Origin of the sequence: Oscillatoria sp. FACHB-1407 (genome assembly GCF_014697545.1) — a bacterium.
In the GTDB taxonomy this organism is placed as follows: domain Bacteria; phylum Cyanobacteriota; class Cyanobacteriia; order Elainellales; family Elainellaceae; genus FACHB-1407.
The window spans coordinates 109,264-129,979 of sequence record NZ_JACJSA010000010.1 but is presented as its reverse complement, the minus strand read 5'-3'; the positions used below and the strand labels follow the sequence as shown (position 1 = coordinate 129,979).

The 20,716-nt window shown below is 49.9% G+C and carries 18 protein-coding genes and 1 tRNA gene; 11 read left to right on the top strand and 8 right to left on the bottom strand.

Annotated elements, in window-relative coordinates; all coding sequences use genetic code 11:
• Window positions 1-422 precede the first annotated feature (422 nt).
• The 7 genes from H6G89_RS17740 to H6G89_RS17710 all read left to right on the top strand — a co-directional run bounded on the left by H6G89_RS17740 (window position 423) and on the right by H6G89_RS17710 (window position 6,301).
• A complete protein-coding gene (locus tag H6G89_RS17740) occupies window positions 423-1,103 on the top strand; it encodes a TetR/AcrR family transcriptional regulator (protein ID WP_190508742.1) in 681 nt (226 codons plus the stop codon).
• 97 nt (window positions 1,104-1,200) lie between these two features.
• Window positions 1,201-1,839, top strand: a complete 639-nt coding sequence (gene yqeK / locus H6G89_RS17735; protein WP_190508739.1) for a bis(5'-nucleosyl)-tetraphosphatase (symmetrical) YqeK — start codon at window positions 1,201-1,203, stop codon at window positions 1,837-1,839.
• Between the two features lie 141 nt (window positions 1,840-1,980).
• Entirely contained in the window at window positions 1,981-2,439 is a 459-nt protein-coding gene (rsfS, locus tag H6G89_RS17730; RefSeq protein WP_190508737.1) for a ribosome silencing factor, read from the top strand.
• A 133-nt stretch (window positions 2,440-2,572) separates the two neighbouring features.
• On the top strand, window positions 2,573-3,070 hold the full coding sequence (locus H6G89_RS17725) for a CGLD27 family protein (RefSeq protein ID WP_190508735.1): 498 nt from the start codon (window positions 2,573-2,575) through the stop codon (window positions 3,068-3,070).
• 188 nt (window positions 3,071-3,258) lie between these two features.
• On the top strand, window positions 3,259-4,212 hold the full coding sequence (locus tag H6G89_RS17720; protein WP_190508734.1) for an asparaginase: 954 nt from the start codon (window positions 3,259-3,261) through the stop codon (window positions 4,210-4,212).
• 78 nt (window positions 4,213-4,290) lie between these two features.
• A tRNA-Met gene (locus tag H6G89_RS17715) sits at window positions 4,291-4,367 on the top strand.
• Between the two features lie 461 nt (window positions 4,368-4,828).
• The gene (locus H6G89_RS17710; RefSeq protein ID WP_190508732.1) at window positions 4,829-6,301 is read left to right on the top strand and encodes a slr1306 family protein; all 1,473 of its coding nucleotides are present in this window, start codon (window positions 4,829-4,831) and stop codon (window positions 6,299-6,301) included.
• Between the two features lie 353 nt (window positions 6,302-6,654).
• Here H6G89_RS17710 and H6G89_RS17705 read toward each other — a convergent pair whose 3' ends face one another.
• Window positions 6,655-6,990, bottom strand: coding sequence for a hypothetical protein (locus tag H6G89_RS17705; protein WP_190508730.1), 336 nt, complete (start codon window positions 6,988-6,990; stop codon window positions 6,655-6,657).
• A 25-nt stretch (window positions 6,991-7,015) separates the two neighbouring features.
• Here H6G89_RS17705 and H6G89_RS17700 point away from each other — a divergent pair, with 25 nt between their 5' ends.
• The 3 genes from H6G89_RS17700 (at window position 7,016) to H6G89_RS17690 (ending at window position 11,397) form a co-directional block, all read left to right on the top strand.
• Window positions 7,016-8,926, top strand: a complete 1,911-nt coding sequence (locus H6G89_RS17700; RefSeq protein WP_190508728.1) for a cation:proton antiporter — start codon at window positions 7,016-7,018, stop codon at window positions 8,924-8,926.
• 1,037 nt (window positions 8,927-9,963) lie between these two features.
• On the top strand, window positions 9,964-10,311 hold the full coding sequence (locus H6G89_RS17695) for a hypothetical protein (protein ID WP_190508726.1): 348 nt from the start codon (window positions 9,964-9,966) through the stop codon (window positions 10,309-10,311).
• A gap of 147 nt (window positions 10,312-10,458) precedes the next feature.
• Window positions 10,459-11,397: a phosphoribulokinase gene (locus tag H6G89_RS17690; protein ID WP_190508724.1), complete on the top strand. Its 939-nt coding sequence runs from the start codon at window positions 10,459-10,461 to the stop codon at window positions 11,395-11,397.
• On the opposite strand, the gene cobO is transcribed toward H6G89_RS17690, so the two are convergent.
• The 7 genes from cobO to ggt all read right to left on the bottom strand — a co-directional run bounded on the left by cobO (window position 11,394) and on the right by ggt (window position 18,839).
• A complete protein-coding gene (cobO, locus tag H6G89_RS17685; protein ID WP_190508722.1) occupies window positions 11,394-12,074 on the bottom strand; it encodes a cob(I)yrinic acid a,c-diamide adenosyltransferase in 681 nt (226 codons plus the stop codon). The two genes, H6G89_RS17690 and cobO, sit on opposite strands and share 4 nt — an antisense overlap.
• 122 nt (window positions 12,075-12,196) lie before the next feature.
• Window positions 12,197-13,639 (bottom strand): sulfotransferase family protein, encoded by a 1,443-nt coding sequence (locus tag H6G89_RS17680; protein WP_190508720.1) that lies wholly within the window; start codon window positions 13,637-13,639, stop codon window positions 12,197-12,199.
• A 2-nt stretch (window positions 13,640-13,641) separates the two neighbouring features.
• On the bottom strand, window positions 13,642-14,481 hold the full coding sequence (locus H6G89_RS17675; protein ID WP_190508718.1) for a sulfotransferase: 840 nt from the start codon (window positions 14,479-14,481) through the stop codon (window positions 13,642-13,644).
• 6 nt (window positions 14,482-14,487) lie between these two features.
• Complete coding sequence (locus H6G89_RS17670) at window positions 14,488-15,627, bottom strand: ABC transporter permease (RefSeq protein WP_190508716.1); 1,140 nt, start codon at window positions 15,625-15,627, stop codon at window positions 14,488-14,490.
• 44 nt (window positions 15,628-15,671) lie between these two features.
• Window positions 15,672-16,028, bottom strand: coding sequence for a DUF1823 family protein (locus H6G89_RS17665; RefSeq protein WP_190508714.1), 357 nt, complete (start codon window positions 16,026-16,028; stop codon window positions 15,672-15,674).
• Window positions 16,029-16,713: 685 nt separating this feature from the next.
• A complete protein-coding gene (locus H6G89_RS17660) occupies window positions 16,714-17,253 on the bottom strand; it encodes a CPBP family glutamic-type intramembrane protease (protein WP_190508712.1) in 540 nt (179 codons plus the stop codon).
• A complete protein-coding gene (gene ggt, locus H6G89_RS17655) occupies window positions 17,247-18,839 on the bottom strand; it encodes a gamma-glutamyltransferase (protein ID WP_190508710.1) in 1,593 nt (530 codons plus the stop codon). The genes H6G89_RS17660 and ggt overlap by 7 nt, the downstream gene beginning before the upstream one ends.
• A gap of 611 nt (window positions 18,840-19,450) precedes the next feature.
• On the opposite strand from ggt, the gene H6G89_RS17650 reads away from it, so the two are divergent.
• Window positions 19,451-20,575, top strand: a complete 1,125-nt coding sequence (locus tag H6G89_RS17650) for a WD40 repeat domain-containing protein (RefSeq protein WP_190508708.1) — start codon at window positions 19,451-19,453, stop codon at window positions 20,573-20,575.
• The last annotated feature ends 141 nt before the right edge of the window (window positions 20,576-20,716 follow it).

Below are 20,716 nucleotides of genomic sequence, written 5' to 3'. Positions count from 1 at the left end.
CCGTGCAGTGCAGTTTCTCTTATAAAATTTAAACTACACTGTGCAGTGCAGTTGTGTCTACAAAAATTCATAGTTGAGATTGTAGGATGTCTGCTACTGAACCTCCCTCCTGCAACCGGATGAGAACAGCATCCTGCCAACGTGCCAAATTAGCCGCGCAATACTTTGATATCTTCGTGTGGATCGGCTCTATATTCTCTGTAGAGTGTCTATCACAACTGTCGAGACAATTAATACAGTCGAGACAATTAATACAAGGGAGTGTGGGGGCGCAGCCTCCAGTCAGGGGTAGAATCCCTGCACCCCGACCTAACCAACCCCCTGGTTGCTTTATATCTGCTAACGCATCGATAACAGCTCAGTCCATCCTGCATTTTGAATGACAAACCCTCTATCTGCTACCTCAGTTAGCGATCGCCATCATGTTAAGTAATTCATCTGAAAAAACACTGATTGACAGAGACAAGCCAGAGCAGATCCTGAAAGGGGCAATGCAGGTCTTTTTACACCATGGCTACGCCGAAACCAGCATGGATCGCATCGCTATCGAAGCGGGCGTTTCCAAGCACACGATCTATAGCCACTTCCAAAATAAAGAGGGCTTGTTTATTGCTCTGTTTGAACGATTAGTGCTGCGTCACTTTCAGATGGAGTTTGAAGAATCGACCCCCGACTCTGTTCACGATGACTCCTGTGAGTGCGAGCTACCCATTACAGAACCGCCAGACATCACGCTGCGACGGATTGCTCAAATTTTTCTGGCACGCATGGACGACCCCGAATACATCGCCTTCGTTCGCCTGCTCTTTGCTGAGTCCGGGCGGTTTCCGGAGTTGGCGCAGTTGTATATGCGGGAAGTCGTGCAAAAAGGTGACATTGTATTAAGTCACTATTTCAAATCTCACCCTGCTATTCATCTGCCTGACCCCGACATCGCTGCCCGCATCTTCTCTGGGAGCCTGATTGCCTTCATCTTGAGCCAGGAAGTGTTGCACGGGAAAGAGTTTTTTGCCATCAGCCGCGATCGCATGATTGATGGGCTGATCGCAACCTTATTGGGTGGTGCGGTTACACCCCCTTGTGCAAATGAGTCCCTACGTTAAAATGAGGAGATTAGAGCAGCCCACTGCTCACCAATGAGTCATGTTGCATTCGTGGACTTCCCACTCGTTATCGTTATGAGTCTTAGCTGCTAACTGCATGGGAAAAGTATCTGGATCACTGCGTCAGCGCGTGTTGGATTGGTTGGCTGACAATGTTCCCGAATCCCGTATCAAACACATTTTAGGTGTGGAAGAGATGGCGATCGCCCTCGCCCAACTCCACCAAGAAAATGTTGAAAAAGCTGCCCAAGCGGGCTTAATGCATGATCTTGCAAAGTATTTTAAGCCGCGTCGATTGCTAGAGATGGCAAAATCAGAGGGCTTGTCCCTCGATCCGGTGGATGAGATCAACCCTCATTTACTTCATGCTGATATCAGCGCGATCGTGGCGCGAGAAGAGTTTGGCATCACAGATCCCGATATTCTGGAGGCGATCGCCAATCACACGCTGGGTAAGCCTGGAATGAGTGCCCTCAGCTGTATCGTGTTTGTGGCAGACTCTCTCGAACTTGGCAGGGGAGACACCCCCGAGCTAGAGCAGTTGCGTCAGGTCAGCCGCGAGGACTTAGGACAAGCCGTCTGGATGACATGTGACTACTCATTCCGCTATCTCCTGGAGACTCGTCGGCTCATTCATCCACGCACCGTTTTAACCCGCAACTGGTTTTTACACCAATCCACCCGTTCTACTCTGTCTAAAACCGATTTCATTCCACCCTCTTCCCTCTCGGCTTAATGCTGTTGATGTCTAGATTGGCTTTTGAAATTGGTTTGTTTATGTCACCGTTTCACCGTTTTAATCAGAACCCATTCTTTGTTGGTTGATTGTTAAGTTCAATTTTTGTGTCGTTTCACTATTCAAGGAAAATTCTCTTTAATGACCCATTTCTCTAACATCGAGACAACATCTTCAACCCTTGTGGCTGCGAAACAAAATCAATCGGCTTCCGCGCCAACCGCTACAGAGAGCAGCTATCAACTGGCACTGGCGATCGCCCAGGCAATGGATGACCGCAAAGGGGCAGACATTGTGGTGTTGGATGTCTCAGACGTGTCTTATTTGGCAGATTATTTTGTGATCGCCACTGGATTTTCGAGTGTGCAAGTGCGGGCGATCGCTCGTTCGATTGAAGACCACGTTGAAGAAAATTTGCACCGTTTACCTGTCCAACTGGAAGGGCAGACTGAGGGAAGCTGGGTGTTGCTCGATTACGGCGACGTCATTGCCCACATCTTCTTGCCCGAAGAGCGGGAGTTTTACAACTTAGAAGCGTTTTGGGGTCATGCCAAGCGCACATCTTTTGCCGCAATTAATCTCACCAGTGGGCAAGGATAGACGTGTCAGGTGGATGGATCGTGGGCACAACCCCTCCCACTCCTCCACCCTCTCCCTGTTTCACCCTTTTCCACAGGCAAAGTGTTAGTTTACGATGTTGTCGAGCTAGCATGTGTGCTTATTGGTCGTTGCCATGAAATCTTCTGCCCCTGTTTGTCCGGTTCCGACTGAACAGCAACCTTTAAATGAATATCAAAGCCTGCGGGAATCCTGGTTCTATGTCTGGGCAACGCAGGATTGGGGCGGTTATCTCAAGCCCATCGTGATCCTCTGGTTGGTCAGCTGGTTGGTCGCTGCTCCGGTGGCGTTAATCAGCTTCCCGTGGGAAAAAGATCCACTGCACTTTGTTTTGAGTGGGGCGGGTGGAGCTTGCGTGCTGCCAATATTGGCATTGTTGCAACTCTATTTGGGTTGGGTTTATGTGCGAAACCGTCTGTTTGAAGCAACCATTTTTTATGAAGAGTCGGGGTGGTATGACGGGCAAACCTGGACGAAGCCCGATGAGGTGCTCCAACGCGATCGCCTGATTGTCACCTACGAAATTCGCCCGATTCTCAAACGCTTGCAATATACCTTTCTCATCATTCTGGGATTGTTTGGCGTTGGGGCGATCGTCTGGAATTTTCTTTAGGAAACAGGACAAAGTGGGATAGAGTAGGGTTTTGTCACCACCGTTGTCTCACTCCGAACAGCAACCGTTAAGACGGTTGGGGCAAGGGGAAAGGGGGGTTATGCCCTCAGCTAGGGGTTCCACTCCTGCACCCGGTCATAATTGGAGCATCACATGGGAACACGGAGCACACTAGTAAGTTTCAAAACATGACACGGGGAAAACGCACGCAAGCCGCAGAGCTGGAAGTCCGGTTGCTACGGGAAGGCATTATCGAGTCGAAGCACTACGTTCAGGCAACGGTTTCCGATAACCGAGGACGGGTTTTATCAGTTGCTGGAAACGCTGAAACTGCCACTTTTGTTCGCTCCGCACTAAAACCCTTTCAGGCACTAGCCGTCACTACAACAGGCACCCTGGAACGCTTTGGACTGAACGATCGCGACTTAGCCGTGATTTGTAGCTCTCACCACGCTTCTATTGAACAGGTGCGTCAGGTCTTTAATATTCTTTGGCGATGCGATGTGGATCCGTCTGCCCTTCAGTGCCCTATCCCTGAAGGTAAAAGTAGCCCCCTGCAATACAATTGCTCTGGCAAACATGCAGGAATGCTGGCGGTGTGCCAACAGCGCAACTTTCCGCTCAATAGCTACTTGCAACGTAACCATCCCGTTCAAAAGCTAATTCTTAGTAAGGTGGCTGACCTGCTCAAAATGCCCGCTGAAGAGTTTATCTGTGCCCACGATGATTGTGGTGCGCCAACCTACTTTATGCAGTTGGGGCAGATGGCGACCTTATACGCTCAACTCGCATCGGGCGATAACCTCGATATGGAACGGATTGTTCGCGCCATGACCCATCATCCCTCAATGGTGGCGGGTAACGGCGAATTTGACACCGAGTTGATGCGACTGACGGAGGGTGAGTTGGTTAGTAAGTCCGGAGCCGAGGGGGTACAGTGTGTTGCCCGTGTCGGGGAGGGGTTAGGCTTAGCTATCAAAGTTACCGATGGCGCAAAACGAGCAAAACATGCGGTGGCGATTCACTTGCTGAAGCAGATGGGTTGGATTACTCCGGCGATCGCAGAAACCTTGGCAGAGACTTACATGACCCTGGGTAAGTTCAAACGCCTGGATGTCGTGGGTGAACTCTCGCTGCTGTAAGCATTTCAACCAAATCTTGAGAGATTTCTAAAAAAGATTGTCGTTTCTAGACATCTCTCGCTATACTAGATGAGGCGACGCGGGATAGAGCAGCCTGGTAGCTCGTCGGGCTCATAACCCGAAGGTCAGTGGTTCAAATCCACTTCCCGCCACCAAGTTAAAAGGCTCCAAGTTCATTTGAACTTGGAGCTTTTGTTTTAGGGAGTAGGGGGAAAGGATAAAGGATGAAGGATGAAGGATATAGCAGTACTCACTAAGGTTAGGACGGGGTCAGGGGTGGAACCCCTGGCTGGGGGCGCAGCCCCACACCCCCTTATGTCCTAATGCCTATGTGTAGGGCTATGAATAGGAAGAAATAAAAAATGAAGGTAGTGTTTCAGATCTGTTGCTACTAACCCCCGGCTGTCGCCGTCCCCCTTGGTAAGGGGGACTACAGGGGGTCTTACAGAGGTTATCAACAGGTTTGGAACACCACCCACCGCTCCTTTATCCTTTCACTGCTCCTTTATCCTTTCACTGCCTTGTACTATAAATTTCTCAAAAATTGACATCTTACCGGGTCAGATCGCCACTTTACAGTTGAGAATTGAAGTATCGTTCTTTGATGGCTCGATTCATGGCGTTTGCAACACGGCGACCAATCCTCGTTGGCGGTTTAGGTTTGACCTTTAGTTTGTGGCTTTTAGAGAGCTTGCATCCCAGTACAACCCATCTGGGAGGTAGCATTGTGTGGGCAGCGATCGCCCTGGGTTCTGGCTTTTGGTGGTTTAAGCAACAACTGCTACCTTCTAAGCCGGATGTAGCTCCACTGCCCGTCGATCGCCCCTCGGTTGAAAAAGAGCTAGCCAGCGTTGAACAGCGAATTCAACTGTTGCAAACCGAACTGCCTGACTCTAGAACGGATAGTACAGCCCTGATCGCAGGGTTGCGCCAACAACTTGCCCATCTCACCGCTAATCTCGACCGCAAACAGGCTCGACTGGCAATTATGGGAGGCAGAGGAGTTGGCAAAACTACTCTGACGCATCAATTAGCCGCTCGCCTGATGGCTCAGGCTCCCGCATCGGACGCTACCCCTTCTCCAGCAGAATCGAGTGTGGGTTTGGGCGCAACCGATATTGCCGAAGTTTCCAAAGTGGATCTAGTGTTGTTTGTCACGGCGGGTGACCTGACTGACCCTGAGTTTCAAGCGGTGAGTCAGTTGCTTAACCGTCAACAGCGCGTGTTGATGGTGTTTAACAAGCAAGACCAATACCTGCCGGATGAGCGGGTGCAAGTGTTGCAATCCCTGCGCGATCGCCTGCAAAACCAGATGGCGACAGAGGACATCATCGCGATCGCCGCACAACCTGCTCCTATCAAAGTGCGCCGCTATGCCGCCGACGGCAGCCTCCAGGAATCGGTAGAGCAATCGACTCCTGACCTCACTGGCTTAACTGAGCGAGTCGCCACAATTCTTCAACAGGAGGGACAACGCCTCGTGTTGGCAACCGTGATGCGGCAAGCCAAAGCGTTGAAAGCCACTATCCAAACCGAACTGAACCAGATTCGTCGCGATCGCGCCCTGCCATTGATCGAGCAATCCCAGTGGATCGCCGCCGCTACTGCCTTTGCCAACCCGGTTCCTAGTTTAGATTTATTAGCAACCGCTGCTATCAATACCCAACTCGTGATGGATCTGGGCGCGATTTACCAGCAGCCTTTCTCGCTGGAGCAGGCAAAAACCGTCGCAGGCAATATGGCGGAATTGATGGTGAAGCTGGGCTTAGTGGAGTTGTCGAGCCAGGCGATCGCCCCTCTACTCAAGAGCCACGTCCTCACCTATGTGGCTGGAGGGTTAATGCAAGGCATCAGTGCTGCCTACCTCACCCGGATTGCCGGACTTAGCCTCATCACCTATTTTGAGGAGCAGAGTTTGTTGATTGAAGCAGGAGCAGAACCCGCCTTCCAACTCGATCGCCTGACGCAAAAGCTAAAAGCGGTCTTCCAGGACAATCAGCGCACTGCTTTCTTGCAAACCCTGGTGAAGCAAGGGATTGGTCGGTTGATGCCGGATGCTCCGACGCAAGCCTCGTTACCTTCCGCTTAGGGAGTTCTTTGTTGGGGTTTGGCATTGCCAAACCCTTACCCAAATTACAGATCTCTGCTTCCTTCCGAATTAGGTGCATGGTTACTTCAATAATTGTGAAAACCAGGCAATGGGGGATTCTCCCCCAAACCCCCATTGGGGGACGCCACTGCCTCCCCCAAACTCCCTAGCAGAAGGTGTTTCGGTTAACCCAAAGGCACGCTTCGCATCGCTTCCAAGTACGGGTGTTTTTGGTTGAGTCAAGACCTTTGACAAAGGTTCAAAGTTCCCCAAAGCTAGGAAATTTAGGGGCTAAGAGGATTTGTGTGTATACGGTAGCGTGGAGGGAGAAGGGGAAATCCAAAATCGCAAATCTAAAATCCAAAATCGCGACGGGTTGATTTGGTGGCTGAGAGAGACTGGCAAAGGATGAACCTGTTGTGGCGCGATTTATCGCGCTGTATTTGCAAACGGACGAGCGGTAGATTAAGGCGGATAGGAAAAGGGGCGGTGCGAAGCAATTCCCCCCAAGGAGCGATCGCTAACCTTTGGGGAGCATATCTTCCCATGAGTGCGACATATATATGAAGAGAAGCTTGAATGGGAGTGGTATGCTTGACGCAATATCGACTGCTTTTGATGGACTGTTTTCGCACTTGTAAAAGCGATCGCCCCTCATTGCCATAACCTTTGATTTCTAAGAACTCCAACTGAGCCAGTTGTCCAGCGAACCCTATGGATGCATCCCTTGAGATAACGCTGCAAATGGTGATCACCGTGATCGCGGGCATCAGTGCTCAGGTGGTGGCAGATTATCTAAAAGTTCCGAGCATCGTCTTTCTGCTCCTGTTTGGCATTTTGCTGGGGTCAGATGGATTTGGCGTGCTGCATCCCCAACGTTTGGGCACCGGGCTTGAGGTGATGGTGGCACTGTCCGTTGCGCTGATTCTGTTTGAGGGTGGGCTAAATCTGCAATTGCGCGATTTGAGCCGTGTATCCGGCAGTTTGCGAAATTTGGTCACGATTGGGACGCTGATCACCCTCGTCGGGGGTGGCATGGCAGCGCACTGGTTGGGTGAGTTTCCCTGGGCGATCGCCTTTCTTTATGCCTCGCTGGTCGTGGTCACGGGACCAACGGTGATTAGTCCCTTGCTGAAGCAGGTGAAGGTGGAGCGATCGGTGGCGACCCTGCTAGAAGGCGAAGGGGTGTTGATCGACCCAGTGGGGGCGATTCTGGCAGTGGTTGTGTTGGATATCATTCTCAATGGCGGTGCTGATCCGGTGTCTGTTGTGACAGGTCTAACCCTGCGATTGGGAATTGGTGCGAGTATCGGAGCTTTGGGAGGATGGCTACTGGGGTTATTTCTCAAGCACGCCAAATTTCTCTCGGAGGATTTGAAAAATCTAGTGGTACTGGCGGGAATCTGGGGTCTGTTTGGCATTGCCCAGTCCATCCGGAGTGAAGCCGGATTGATGACCACGGTCGTTGCGGGGATTGTATTACGTACCGCATCTCTGCCAGAAGAACGGCTTCTGCGACGCTTCAAAAGCCAGTTGACGATTCTAGCGGTGTCGGTGCTGTTTATCCTCCTGGCGGCAGATTTGTCGATCGCCAGTGTGTTTGCCCTGGGGCAGGGAGCCGTTCTCACCGTAGCCGTGTTGATGTTCGTTGTCCGCCCCATCAACATCGGGCTATGTACCCTCAATAGTGGCATGACCTGGCGGCAAAAGCTGTTCGTTGCCTGGGTTGCTCCCAAAGGGATTGTGTCTGCCTCGGTTGCTTCTCTCTTTGCCATTTTGTTGACGCAACGGGGCATTAACGGGGGCGACTCGATCAAAGCCCTGGTATTTCTCACTATTCTCTCCACGGTATTTTTGCAAGGATTGACAGCGCGTTGGGTGGCTCAACTGCTGCGGATCACCTCTACGCAAGCTACCGGAGCGGTAATCGTCGGTTGCAATCCCCTGAGTTTGCTGATTGCTCGCCTGTTTCGCGATCGCAACGAAACGGTTGTCCTGATCGACACCGATCAGGATGCCTGTCGCACTGCCAGAGAAACGCTGGGAGATATGCGAGTTGTTGCCAGCAGTGCCCTGGATATGGAAGTTTTGGAGGGAGCGGGGCTTGCCAGTGTTGGAACGTTTTTGGCGATGACCAGCAATGGGGAAGTCAATCGGGTTTTGGCGCAACGAGCCTCAGAGGAATTTCAACCGCCACGAGTGGTTGCCCTATTTCCCAGTGATGGGCAGCCTGCTGCTGCTAGCAAGGTGCAGCCCGCCTTCATGCCGCAGATGCAGTTAAAGATGTGGAATCGCTACCTGACCGATAATGCGGTTAAGCTCGGCGAAACGTTGCTGCGAGAAGGAGAACTAGAGCAACAGCAGGCACACCTGAAGTCGCTGATTGAAGCGGGCGATCTTTTACCCCTGCTGTTAGAGCGTGAAGGTCAGTGTCAGGTAATGTCTGCTTTAGAAACCTGGGAAGCGGGCGATCGCATCATCTATCTCTTACATGACCCCAAACCCCAACTCCTCAAACGATTGGGCGGTAGCAATGCCCCTGTGAAACTCTCCCCTGAAAAACTGCCGGAAGTGGAGGAAATCCCAGTGCCAGTCGTCGAACCACCATTGCAAGAAGTTCAATAAGGGGAATAGGGAGTAGGGAGTAGGGGGTGGGGAGTAGGGAAGAAAGCGAGGTCGCAATTACGAGTGTAGGGGCGTTTCGCGAAATGCCCTTACAACGGTGGTCAGTTTTTGAGAATCGTACCCGCATTCAGCAACGCTCAAAATCCACGCTGCCTTCGTGCTACTCCCACCCGCGACTAAAGTGCGGGCTTATGGGATGAAGTCTGCTTTAGCAGACTAGGAAAGGTTCTCATACTGATTTAGCCTGTGATGGTTACACAGAATCCTACCGCCTACGGCACCTACCCTTACTCAGGCTACCGTGTACACACAAGTCCTCTCAGCCCCCTAAATCCCCCAATCCTGGGGGCTTTGAGCCCTCGTCAAACCGCTTGACCCGACCAGCAGCACCCGGACTTGGAACCGATGCGAAGCGCGTCCTTGGATTAACTCAAACACCTTCTGCTAGGGGGTTTGGGGGAGGCAGTGGCGTCCCCCAATGGGGGTTTGGGGGAAACTCCCCCAATGCCTGGTTCTCCAATTATTTGGAAAAGAGCAGAGATCTGTATACACAGTAGCCTTACTAAGGAAAGGTTGGGAGGGGTCGCATGTGTCGTGTTTTCAAATCAAATTGGTATCAGTCCATTTTAGTGAACCTGAAAGGTAGTCCACCATTGATGCGTGAGTAGATGGCAACGATAACAGGCACGCTTTAATTTACATACCCTCTTCAGTAGCACATCGCCTTAGAAACACTATTACTTCGCCCACTCCCTACTCCCCATTCCCCCCTCTTATTCACCCTTTATCTCAAGATAGATTTGTGTAGATTTTATGTAATTTGTTTGTTTTGATTCTTGATTTTTTGAGTTACAAGAGTACAATTCTTTACTCAATAGGAAAACAATTTGGCGATCGCTTAACTCTCTAAAGTGCATCATTCACTACACTTTTTGCGTAAATGGCTGTGTGTTAAATTACGCAACAATTTATGCAATTCAAAAACAGTTTATTCAGGAGATCTACTCCGTAAATTTAAGTAATTTTAGGAGACAGCCATGAAATACACCTTCGATCTGGTGGGAGTTTCACCCGTCTTATCCTTTTTCAGCTATGAACAGGAGAGACAACAGCAAAAGTCTCATGCGGGTGCTCAATATCTGGGTGCTTATCAATGCACGCTAGATGCATTTATTGAGTCTGTAGAGACAGTTCCAAGCCGCCGAGGTTGGCAGTTAGATGAAGTTGTGGATACCGTGATTCATTTCTGGCTTAACAATGCTGACCAGGTGTGTCATTGGAAGCGACGACTCGAAGATGCAGGTGCAGAAAATCTGCTAGTTGCTCGACTTGCGGATCTCAATGCTCTCAAGACAGAATTTGAGTCTTTGTTTAGCGATTCGTAAAACAAACATTACTAAATCTATCGAAGTATTACTAAAAATTGCAGAACCCCAATGATTAGAGGCAAAGTCCTTGCAATGCGACTCATTGCCTCTAATAATTGGGGCTATTCACTCTTATGCTGATGCCCGTTTGATCGAGGAGGCTTCATGGTTCATCGCCCAATTATCCTGGGGATTGTTGGTGACAGTGCCGCTGGAAAAACGACACTCACCAGAGGAATTGCTCAAGTCTTGGGCGAGGAGAACGTGACTGTTATCTGTACCGATGACTACCACCGCTACGATCGCCAACAACGGGCAGAGTTAGGCATTTCAGCCCTGCATCCCGACTGCAACTATCTCGACATCATTCAGCAACACCTCGGCTTGTTGCGAACTGGGCAACCCATCCTGAAACCCATCTATAACCACAGCACAGGCAAGTTTGACCCACCCGAATACATCAAACCGAACCAATACGTCATCGTGGAGGGGCTATTGGGCTACTCTACTCGTGGGATGCGTGACAGCTATGATGTCAAGGTGTATCTGGCTCCGCCTGAAGAGTTGCGGACAGGTTGGAAAATCAAGCGTGACACGAGTAAGCGAGGCTACAACCGGGAGCAGGTACTTGACCAACTCCGTCAGCGGGAACCCGACTCGGAAGCTTACATTCGTCCGCAACGGCAATGGGCAGATGTGATTGTCACTTTTTACCCATCTGAGAATGATGGACAGAATGATTTGTTGCTGAATGCGAGCCTGATTTTGCGACCGACGATTCCTCACCCAGATCTCAGCACGATTCTCGGTGCTGATGGCAACCATTTAGGGTCTGCGATTCGGTTAGAACTCGATCGCGATATGGGTAAACCCGTCGATGTTCTGCAAATTGATGGTCATGCGACGGTGGAGCAGGTCATCGAGTTGGAACGTGTGCTGTGTAACGAAGTGCCCTATTTGGGCAAATTCTGCAATCTTCAAGGTAACCCCACTATTGGTAAGGTGGTCGGAACCACTGGAGAGATGCTGCAAAGCTACCCTCTAGCGTTGACGCAGTTGTTGATTACTTATCACATGCTCAAAGCCGCCAATTTTCATCCTTAAAACTCAATTCCTGCTTGAGCTTTAACACCCTGCTCTCGAAAGGGATGCTTCACCAATGACATTTCGGTGACCAAATCAGCGACTTCAATTAACTCATTCGGGGCACCTCTGCCTGTGAGGATGACGTGAGAATCGGCAGGTTTGTTGGCTAAACCTGACACGATTTGTTCAACGGGCAAATAACCCAACTTGAGAGCAACATTAATTTCATCAAGCAGAACCAATTTAAACTCAGGATTGCTGATATAAGTCAACGCTTTTTGCCATGCGGCTTGAGCTACGGCAATATCGCGATCGCGATCTTGTGTCTCCCAGGTAAAGCCCTCCCCCATCGCATGAAACTCTAGCTGCGGGGGTGCGCCGTTTTGGCTCACCGTCCAGTGGCTCAGTGCGGCTTTTTCGGCAGGTTCCCACGCACCTTTAATGAACTGGACGATCGCCACCCGATAGCCATGACCGAGCGATCGCAACACCATTCCCAGGGCGGCCGTGGTTTTGCCCTTGCCGTTTCCAGTGTGAACGATCACGAGTCCCTTTTCCAGGTTGCGTTCTGCCAGTCGCTTTTCCTGCACCTCCTTGCGACGCTGCATTTTGAGGCGATGCTGTTCAGCAGTTAGTGATGTGGTGCTTTCAGAAGCATCCAGGGTTTCGTCTGGGGTCACGGTGTTGGGGTTCATAGCCCTTGCCAAAATAGGAGCATCTACTAGAATCGCGCAAAATTGCAAAGAAAGCCTATAAATCCTACATTGCCTTCATCCCCAACCCTTTTCTCAACGTTGGAGAAGGGAGCCAGAGCCGATTAACTCATCAACGCCATCAATGCCGATTGCTTTTTGGTGTAGGGAAACGGCTGATCAATCACGGGGGTTCCCAAAAACTGACACAAGTCTTCCCAGCCTTGTCCTCCGCAGATGTTGAGCACCAATAAGGACTCTGGGCGATCGCGAAAGTAGTCCAATACCAATTTGTGGTGCAGGTCGTAGACGTAGGACAGGCGATCGGCGTTGAATTCATAACAGCCGTAAACCGCTGCGCGTAGAAATCGGCGGATCTTCAAGTGAACTTCTTTGTCAATGTTGAGTTGATTTTCATCCTCATCACCAAAGGCAGGTCTACCCGACCAATGGCGTTCCATGGAGTCGAGCCATGCTTGTTTGTCACGCACCGTTAAGATGAACTGGCTTCCAGGAAACAGCTTATCGAGTTGCATGTAATAGGGAATGGTAGTGATATCGGTGATGCCGTCGTAGTGTTGCAGCACTGAAAAATTGCAGTTGCCCTCGCTCAGTTCTCGCAGCGTCGTTTCATCATCGGGATAGTGAATCGTGCGAAGCCCTAACGTATAGAGGGCAGCCGTCAGGCTTTTAGTTCCGGTGCGGCTCAAACCAATGCCAAATACCTTGCGATCGCGTCTGACATTCACCTCTGATGGGCTGGTTTGGGAGGTTCGTGATAACTGCCAATTCCATTGGCTTCTGGCTTTTGCCTCAATCTCTACCATGGTTAGTGCAGGTTGTGCTGGCAAGTTGAGTTTAGGCACCTCTATAGCCGCTATGTTCGGCAACTCAGCAATAAAAGCAGCTATCTCCTCTGGAGCAGCATCCGGTGCGATCGCCGCATGGGTGTATTTCACGGCATGGTGAGCAACAACAAAATCAAGATCGTCGGCTCGTTCCTGCCAATAGCGTTGTGCGGCTGTCAGTTGAATTTTGGTGTGATGGGTGCGGCTCCGCAGTTCGCGCAGTGCCATCTTGGCAAAGATGTCGGTGTAGGACTGAAAGAAATCGTGGAAGATTCTGAAGGGCTTAAATTGCTTGCTCAATTTCAGTTCTGCCAGAGCGATCGCCCGAACTCTCGACTCTGGTCGCAAGACATATTTCAGGTCATATTCGGGGACTTTGACCTGTTTCATGTGTTGCACTAAATCAATGCGCGTAATGTGAACCCCTTGATGAATATGTCCTCTAAATTTGTCGAGTACGTAGCAATCTACGTAGGGATACTGATTATTTTGCAGGAAGTGAGCCATGTCTTCCAAAATCAAACAATCGGCATCCATAAACACAACAAAATCGCAGTCATAATTAATTGTCAACATGTGATTGACTGCGGCAGAAAACGGTTTAATGTTTTCAATAATGTGAACTTGATGCGGTTGAATATTTTGAATAGCTAACTCTAGAGCGATCGCCGAAGTTCGTTCCCCAATCGTTCTAAACACCAGATCAATTTTTTGCGTCATCCCTACGTATCCCACTGCAATTCTTGATTGTCTTGACCTGCCATGTCTTCAAACAATTGGGCGATCGCTGGATCAAGTTCATGTTGCCATCGCAGGTCTAACGTAATGTGTGAACTATGATTTTCGTAATAGTATCGATTGCGCTCTGATAATTGGACAAAAGGGGTTTGGATGCGATCGCGTTGAGCTTGAGCAACGAGGAATTGAGTTCCGTCATTGCCTCCCAAGACATGATGCTCATGATTAGCATAATTCAACATTTCAGGTTGATATTCAAGATCTAACAGATTACAAATTTGTTGCATAACTTCTGTTGGATCGGTCGCCAATTGCTCATAACGAACTTTCATTTTGGCGTAAGAAAATTCTTCAAACAACTGATTCGTTTTTTGAATTTGAGTTTGCCAATCTGCAATTAATGCATGAGGCGATTGAGTCGGATATTTACGAATCCGAGAGTTGATTACGGCCCGTCCATCCCGTTGCAAAAAAATCAGAAACGGCTCCGTAGAAGTCGATTTCAATGAGATGAGTTGCTGTCGAATCCAATCCACATTCTTAGTAGAATCAACCACGACGGGTTGATTCACTTTGATACTGATTTGTTCATACAAATCGGGGGTTTGACTAATCTGAAAGTCTTCCCACACAGGGCAATGTTCGCCACAAATTTTGCAGACTCGTTTTGCTAATTTTTTCGTTTCATTTTGCAAAAACCGAGTTTTTGCGGCTTCTCCGGCATAAAACACCTGGGAGTGACTGCCTAGAATCAACCCCAAGAGAGTGGAACCGGAGTGACCCGTTCCTGCAATAAAACAAACTTTTTGATTCTGACGAGCCAAACCAGATCACCGCTGCAAACCACGTGGATCAAGGGCATCACGCAAGCCATCGCCTAACAAGTTGAATGCCAACACGGTGACAACAATGAGGATGGCAGGTGACCAGATTAGCCACGGTTGCAACACGAGGAATGAGGCATTGGTGGCAAGAGACAACATATTGCCCCAGGAGGGGTCGGGTTGTTGAATGCCCAGTCCGATCAGGCTAAGAACGGCTTCAGCAACAATGAAGCTGGGAATCGAAAGGGTGGCTGAAATGATGATATAGGTTGCAGTCTGCGGTAATACGTGGCGCGTGATGATGTAGAGCGATCGCCCCCCCATGGCTCGTGCCGCTTGTACAAACTCCCTTTCTTTAATCGAGAGCACCTGCCCCCGAATCACCCGTGCCAGACCTGCCCAACTGACGAATGAGGTAATCAGAACAATCAACAAAAACCGTTGTGAACTGGTTAACCCCGCAGGCAAGACCGCTGCTAATGCCACCAACAAATAAATACTGGGAATTGTCATCAACACTTCGACAATTCGCATCAGGGATGCATCTACCACCCCACCAAAGTAGCCAGAAATGCCTCCTACCAGCATTCCCAACGGGAAGGAAATGATAATCCCTACCAGGCCAATGCTGAGGCTGACCCGTCCCCCATAGATCAGACGACTGAACTGATCGCGTGCCTGCTCATCCGTTCCCAAAACGTTGATCCTGCCATCTCCCGCCGTTCCAAATAGGTGAAGATTGCCGGGAATACCGGGAAACACAGTGATTTCTTCAAACTGTGGCTCACTCAACGACAAACGTGTTGGCAGAGGCAGCTTTATCTCTAGAAACCGATACTCATCTCCCTGAACAAACAACCGAATCGGAGACGGTCTACTGAAATCAACTGACACCAGGCGATCGCCCGTCTCCAAATCAACTGGGCCTTGTGTAGTGGGGTAGACGTGAGGACCAATGAACTGCCCCGTTTCCTGATTGCGCCAATAAACCTCAGTGGGTGGCAGCAGTGACCCATCCACCTGCGAGGCATAGGGATCATAGGGAGCAAAAAACTCCGCAGCAATGACCGTTAAATAAAAAATCAACAGAATAATTGCGCCGAGTTGAGCGAGGGAATTTTTTCTAAACTTCTGCCACCACGTCATAACCGATTTGGGATTTTAGATGTTGGACTGGAGATTCTGATAGTTTACAACCCCTGCTCTTTTCTGTGGCTCAACAACCAGTTGGCGATCGTCGCTCGTCGGGTCAACCGAGGTACTAATTCTCCCACTTTGTAACCCTCAAAGCCCAATTCTTCTTTTAACAATTGTTTGTTTTCTTTGGGAATGGAGCGTGTCAACTTCACCGTTGCCGGACGACTGGCAATAAAGTCAGGCGGTTCAGGATACTCCTCGCGCCACTCCGCTGCGACCTGACTGGAATCCCACTTGCCCGTCGCTTCATCATAGCGATAGCCCAAACACTCCCAAACGAGTCGATTTGCGGTTGTATCGTCGATAGTGTCTTTGAGAATTGCCCAGATGGTGTCGGTGGTGAGAAGCATGGGAAGGAGAGAAGAGGGAAGAAGGAAAAAAGAAGAAAGAAACGTGAAATTAAGGATAAAGGATAAAGGATAAAGGGGTAGTGTTTCAGATCTGTTGCTACTAACCCCCGGCTGTCGCCGTCCCCCTTACCAAGGGGGACTACAGGGGGTCTTACAGAGGTTATCAACAGGTTTGGAACACCACCGATAAAGGATAAAAGGCAACCGTGTGGGATGCTGTTAGCGACAGCGTAACGCACCAGACAAAGGATGGTAGTGTTTATCTCGTTCCAAGGCTCTGCCTTGGCATGTCGTAGGGGAGGCTCTGCCTCCTTAAAATCAGTGACAGAGCCACTTGTAGGGGAATTCCCAGCTTCTAGCTGGGAACGAGAATTAAATTGAGATGACTACGGCTATATCGGGAATACAAATTTGAATAGTCAAGATACAAATTTGAATGGCTGACATACAAACTTGAATACCTGACATACAAACTTGAATGATCAGGATACAAATTTGAATAGCTGACATACAAACTTGAATGATCAGGATACAAATTTGAATATCCCAATAACAAAGTTGTTTATCCAGGATACAAATTTGAATGTTTGAGATTCATTTTTCATCCTTTATCCTTCATCCTTTATCCTTCATCCTTTATCCTTCATCCTTCATCCTTCATCCTTTATCCTTCTTTCTTCTCTCTTCATTCCTCATTCTTCTGCAACCGCCGATATCCCCCCAGACATAACAACCAAACCATAACCGCCAGCCAGTGCAGGAGGACAGGCAACCACAGCGACCCCGTTTGCAGATAGGCGATCGCACAAATCACCCCCAACAGAGCCGCCAGCACTAAAAAACCGGGAGTCATAAAGGTAGGACGACCCGCAGGATAAAGGCTTAACGCATTTAGGGGATGGTAAAGAATAAACAGAATCAGGCTGAAGCTAAACCATATGCTGAGATTGGTGAAGGAGACAGATTCACTGGGATGGGGCAAGAGCAAGGCTCGAAACAATAGTTCTTCGGTGATGCCGGGAGAGAAGAGAGCGATCGCCCCCACGGTCAAGATAACTTTGGGCGAACGAATCACTTCAACCTGAAGAAACCCGATCGCCAATCCCAACGGAATCAGCAACACCGCCAATAGCAAACCCAACCCTCCCGCCGTTAACCACTCCTGCCAGGTGGGAAAGGTTGTGATAGCCAGCCAGATGCGATCGCACACCACACGAATCAACACGTTGCAACGGCTCCATTGCGGCGGCGATCGCCTGCCCCTGAGATACACCCTGCGGCATCTTCAAACACCGTATGGACTCCTCCAAAAAACATATTCTGCTGTTCCCACAACACCACCTGATCATCAAAGGGAAACTGGGTGCGATCGATCTGCAAGTTCTCGAAACCCGGTTCTACACTAAACACTCCCTCCTCCCAATGCACACGCGGGCTATTCACCGCTGTCTCCACTGACATACCAAAATCGATGATGTTGGAGATCACCTGCAAAATGGCTGTACGAATTCGGTTTGAGCCTCCGGAACCTAACACGATTTCCGGTTTGTTTTGGCGCAACACCATCGTCGGAGCCATCATCGATGAGATGCGAACATTCTCCTGCCATGCGTGGAAGCCGTTAGGGTGCAGGTCAGCTTCTCCCAGCATGTTATTGACCATCACGCCAGTTCCGGGGATGACGTAAGCTGACCCCTCTCCGTTAGACGTTGTTGCACTGGCAGCATTTCCCTCGTTGTCAACGACACTCACATGGGTTGTGCTACCCCATTTGTTGAGCGTCGTTGGATTCTCTAGACCCACTCCCTCAGTTTGCAGCAGTTCCTGGGCATACCTCGCTAAATGCTCCGTTGCCAAAAATCGTTCCGCTACATTCGGCTCATACAATCGGCTGTCGTAGCCATCCTTGCGAGCCGCATTGGTCAGTTGCATGACTCGTGCAAGTAGGGTGAGATGCTCGGTTGAGCCAAATGACATCTGAGTTAGATCGACCTGTGATAGGAGTTTGAGCGCAAAGGCAATTAGCGTGCCTCCAGAACTGGGGGGTGGATTGGTGACAAACGTGTTGCCTCGATAGTGCATCATCAACGGTTCTCGCTCAATCACCCGATAGTGCTTGAGATCATCTAGAGTGATGTACCCACCGCGATCGCGACAGTTCTTAACGAATTGCTGAGCAATCTCCCCTTCATAAAAGGGTCTTGCACCTTCCTCCGCCAGATAGGCCAGTGTATTGGCTAACTCTGTCATGAAGAGTGTTTCTCCAGGTTGCAACAGCGTTCCTTGAGGGGCAGCAACCTGGCGAGCTTCAGGATTGGCTAACCAGATGGGCGACAAGATCTGGAAGCAGTAGGCTTGAAATTCACCCATCTCAACCCCCGTTTTGGCGTAGTGAATGGCAGGTTCTACAACGGTTGAGAAGGGCAATCGACCGAGTTTTTGATGCACATGAAACAAACCTGCAAGGTTGCCGGGGACTGCCATCGACCCCAACCCCACATGAAACTCTTGGGTTACGCTGCCGAAGTTGACATCCACCGGATAAAAATCAACGCTTTGGATGTCGCGTTTTTGCCTTGGAGTCTGGGTAAAAAAGTCAAACAGGATATTGCGGTTGTCCTGCGTGTGCGCCAGCAAAAACCCTCCTCCTGCAATCGAGGTTAGCGTTGGCTCCGCCACACAGGAGGTTAAAACAGCGGCAACAATCGCATCAAATGCATTTCCTCCCGCTTGCAGAATGGCTCTGCCTGCTTCAGCGACATTGGGGTGTCCGGCAGCGATCGCCCCACCCCTGGTTGAGGTTATACCCATTGCATTGACTCAGATGATTTTTTCTACTTTACAGAAACAATCGCTCTCGCTTGCCCTCAGTGACGTTGGATTTTGGATTTCTGGTTGTCAGCAGGAATGCACTTGTAGATGTTTGGTTGGCATTGCTGAATAAAGGGATGATTGTCCTGACATGGCGTGAGCGAGACGCTCACACTCCCTTGAGGCAAATCGTCTAAGCTGGTGCGAGCAAGATGCTCGCAACTCATTCACCCCCAAGATCAGCAACGCCGTTTTGTTGCCAACCATTGCTCCAGAGGGCAGAGCCTCTGTAACTCCATCTCCAGGCGGGAATCTGGAAACGGGGTTTGGATGAAATTTGTTTGCAGAAAGCGTGACAAGAGAGGAACAACACAGACTGGTTCCTTTTCGACTCCCCATTCCCCACACCCTCCTCCCTACCCTAAAGCAACCGAGTTTAATTTGAATTGGCTTCGCTGCACATGATTCCGTAAGGGCGTTTCGCGAAACGCTCCTACCCAGTGCTCTGCCACAATCAAAGATTAAATCGGTAGTACTATTCTCCCACAAGATTTTTTTAAAAAAGCTATAAATCAGGAGATAAAGATCAGTGTCACTTGGAATAAACCTCTATGCGGATAAAGGCAATTGCAGCACTACTGACTGGAATGTTGTCTGTTGGCTCAACCCAAATCACGACGCTGGTTTGGGAATTGGAGGTCGATACACGCGGCACAGAGGGCACGATTGAGGCAGCCGAATTTGCTAAAAGCGATCGCTTCATTGTGACTGGCAGTGCCGATGGCAAAGTCAATGTGTGGCAACAGAGCGATCGCCAACTCGTGTGGCAGAGCATCTATTGGGATGGCTCCATAGACGGCAAAACAGGCGAAGTTGAGGCAGTCGCCTTCTCTCCTGATGGAGAATGGGTCGCCGCAGGTGGCAACTCAGACGGGATCAAAATCTACCGGGGCAGTGATGGCGAATTGGTAGCCGAGTTGGGTGGCGATGGAGCCGACGGCATTGCCTTCTCAAACAATGGACAGTATTTTGCAGCCCCCGACAAAAACACCCTCCGGCTCTATAACCCTGCCGATTGGGAACGATATGACGATTTTCGAGTACGGCATGATTGCGATGTCAACTCCATCGACTTCAGCCCAGACGATCAATATGTTTTGACCGGGTCATGCGATCGAACCGTGAAAATCACACGCATTGAGGATGGTGATCAAGTACGGGAGATTGACGCAGCTGAGGAAGGTGGCTCCATCAAATCCGTACGAGTGTCTCCAGATGGTCAATGGATTGCAACGGGAAATGGACCTGAAGGAGCCGTCAAAATTTTTCGCTTTGCAGATGGTGAGTTAATCGCAACCCTGAACCATGATGGAACCAATGTAGAAGCAGTCGCCTTCTCCCCGGATGGGCGTTACCTCGCGACCGCAGGCGGTGATCCAGAAGATAATTCCCCCAGTGAGCACACCAGTTTTAGAATTTATCGGGTAGACGGCTTTGAGCTTCAAGAGCAGATCATCGCCCATGCAGAAGGCGTGGAGTACCTGGACTTCTCCCCCGATAGCCAATACTTACTCTCTGCCGGAGAAGACGGCATCCTCAAACTCTGGCAACTCAATGAAGCATCAACCAACGTTACTTCCTTAACGACCGTGGTTGTCGCAGGATTAGGAATGTTGGGCATCGCAGGGGCGATCGCATTTTGGTACAAGGGCAAGAGGGGCAAGGCTAAAGGATGAAGGATAAAGGATGAAGGATGAAGGCCGAAGGATAAAGGATGAAGGATAAAGGATGAAGGCCGAAGGATAAAGGATGAAGGATAAAGGATGAAGGCCGAAGGATGAAGGATAAAATCCCCTTCACTCCCTACTCCCTAGACC